This is a genomic window from Bacillus sp. AM 13(2015), assembly GCF_001518755.1.
Lineage (GTDB): Bacteria > Bacillota > Bacilli > Bacillales > Bacillaceae > Bacillus > Bacillus safensis.
Genome location: NZ_LKCP01000017.1, coordinates 1 through 2,395, shown reverse-complemented (window position 1 = coordinate 2,395; position 2,395 = coordinate 1). Strand labels below are relative to the sequence as shown.

At 42.0% G+C, this 2,395-nt stretch carries 2 protein-coding genes and 1 pseudogene; 2 read left to right on the top strand and 1 reads right to left on the bottom strand.

Annotation, left to right across the window (positions count from 1 at the left end):
* The coding region (locus AOQ70_RS02195; RefSeq protein ID WP_059374715.1) for an AEC family transporter at window positions 1–880 on the top strand (880 nt) is incomplete at its 5' end.
* 231 nt (window positions 881–1,111) lie between these two features.
* Here AOQ70_RS02195 and racA read toward each other — a convergent pair.
* Window positions 1,112–1,660, bottom strand: coding sequence for a chromosome-anchoring protein RacA (gene racA / locus AOQ70_RS02190; RefSeq protein WP_059374713.1), 549 nt, complete (start codon window positions 1,658–1,660; stop codon window positions 1,112–1,114).
* A gap of 210 nt (window positions 1,661–1,870) precedes the next feature.
* Here racA and AOQ70_RS02185 point away from each other — a divergent pair.
* Window positions 1,871–2,395: pseudogene (locus tag AOQ70_RS02185) on the top strand (PCRF domain-containing protein); the annotation flags it as partial.

Sequence of the window (2,395 nt, the reverse complement as noted above, 5' to 3'; positions counted from 1 at the left end):
CGGCAGCTATGACGCTAAATCTGCAAAAGGTGTAAGTACACTTGTAACAAAGTATGCTTTACCAGCGCACTTTATCGCCAGTATTCTGTCAACACCAAAAGATAAATTCTATAGTCAAATTCCATTTTTCGTTGCATTGATTTTCGGAATCGTTGGTTTTTATATCATTATCCTTTTAGTTACGAAATTTGCTTTTAAATATGATTTAACAGACTCATCTGTTTTCTCATTAAACTCAGCACAACCGACCTTTGCATTTATGGGGATTCCGGTCTTGGGCAGTTTATTTGGGGCTCAAGAAGTTGCAATTCCGATTGCGATTACCGGAATAGTTGTAAATGCAATGCTTGATCCAATTGCAATTATTGTATCAACTGTCGGTGAAAAAACAAAAGGGAAAACCAAAGACGGCGAAAGCTTCCTAAAAATGACGACAAAAGCAATTTTGCACGGTTTATCAGAGCCGCTTGCACTTGCACCATTAGCCAGTATCATTCTTGTTCTTTTAGGATTTAAACTTCCTGCAATTGGACACGAAATGTTAGAGGAAATTGGCAGCGTTACATCAGGGGTTGCGCTATTCGCAGTCGGTGTCACTGTTGGTATCCGCAAAATTAAATTAAGCTTGCCAGCCTTCAGTATTGCATTGCTAAAAGTAGCTGTACAACCAATACTTATGTATTTTATTGCGGTTCTTATGGGTCTTTCGGCCGATGAAATTACAAAAGCTGTATTACTTGTAGCCTTCCCAGGTTCAGCTGTTGCAGCAATGATCGCAACACGATTTGAAAAACAAGAGGCGGAAACTGCATCCGCATTTGTCATCAGTGCCATCATGTCACTTATCACATTACCGATCATTATTGCTCTTACCGTATAATATAGTAAAAAGGCTGCCTCGAGGCAGCCTTCAGCGTGTAGACAAACCCTCGCATTCGTTGTCAGTCCTGCGCTCCGGTGCTCACGAATGTCAAATTCGCTCCGCTCCGATGCTCGTCCTTCCTAGACTGCAAAGGTTTTCTATCACGCTGAAAGAAGACAAAGGGCTAAAATCAAGATTATTTTAGCCCTTTGTCAAAAATCTGAAGGCTGCCTCAATAGGCAGCCTTTCTTAGCGAAATGAATGAAACAGAGGGAATAGTACACGCTTTTTTTTGAGGTCAGGGGGTGCGATTTCCTTTTTTTCTTCTGCTTGTGACGGTTGTTTCAAGGTTGCGGCGAGGCGGTCAAATTTTGTGGATAAATCTTCAATTTCTCTGCGGTGCTGAAGCAGCTGATACGATACACCTTCATCTGCCTTTTTAGCCAATTTCCGTTCAAGTTCTTGCAGGCGGTCTTCGACATCAGTGACGTGTAATTGCTGCTGGATGAGCGCTTTCACTTGTTTTTCTAATGCTTCAATCCGCTGTATAGAGACATCAGCTTCGACAGCAGGTGCTGATTGACGAACGGTTTCCTTATGGATTGGCAGTTGAATGTCTTGGAGGATCACACCTTCACTCATCTGGTGTTTGACCTCTTTGAGCAGCTTTACAATATCTTCATGAAATTCATAATGTCCAAGTTCATTCCGGGCGACAGGGATGTTGAGCTGTTTGACCCAACGCTGAATCGTCTTTGAAGAAACACCAATTTCCTTTGCAACCTCATTTGTATTCAAACCAAATGCCCTCCCTTTTTTCAATTACAAGTACCATTCTCTTTAAGGAGGACCTGTTCCTTCACGTTAGACAAAACAAGTAACCAATCGCCAAAGATCGTGTTTTCTAGCGAAAAATTGCAGAAAATCAATTGTTTTGGAAATTTTTTTGACTGTCATACCCCGCTATACTATAATTAGACTGTTACGCACAAAACAGAGGTGAAGACCATGTTAGACCGTTTAAAATCAATTGAAGAACGCTATGAAAAGCTAAATGAATATTTAAGTGACCCTGAAGTAGTGAACGACCCTACGAAGCTTCGTGAATATTCAAAGGAGCAATCCGATATTCAAGAAACTGTTGAGGTATATAGACAATATCGTGCGGCATACGACCAGCTGAATGATGCGAAAGCAATGCTCGAAGAGAAGCTGGATGCCGAGATGCGCGACATGGTCAAAGAAGAAATTTCAGAGCTCACTGAGGAAACGGAACGTTTAGAAGACGAGCTGAAAATTTTGCTGATCCCGAAAGATCCGAATGACAACAAAAACGTTATTGTGGAGGTTCGTGGTGCAGCGGGTGGAGAAGAAGCTGCTCTTTTKGCAGGAACCTTTACCGCATGTACAGTCGTTATGCTGAAATGCAAGGCTGGAAAACGGAAGTGATGGAAGCGAGTGTCACTGGCACAGGCGGTTATAAAGAGATTATCTTTATGATCAGCGGGAAAGGCGCAATACTCCAAACTAAAG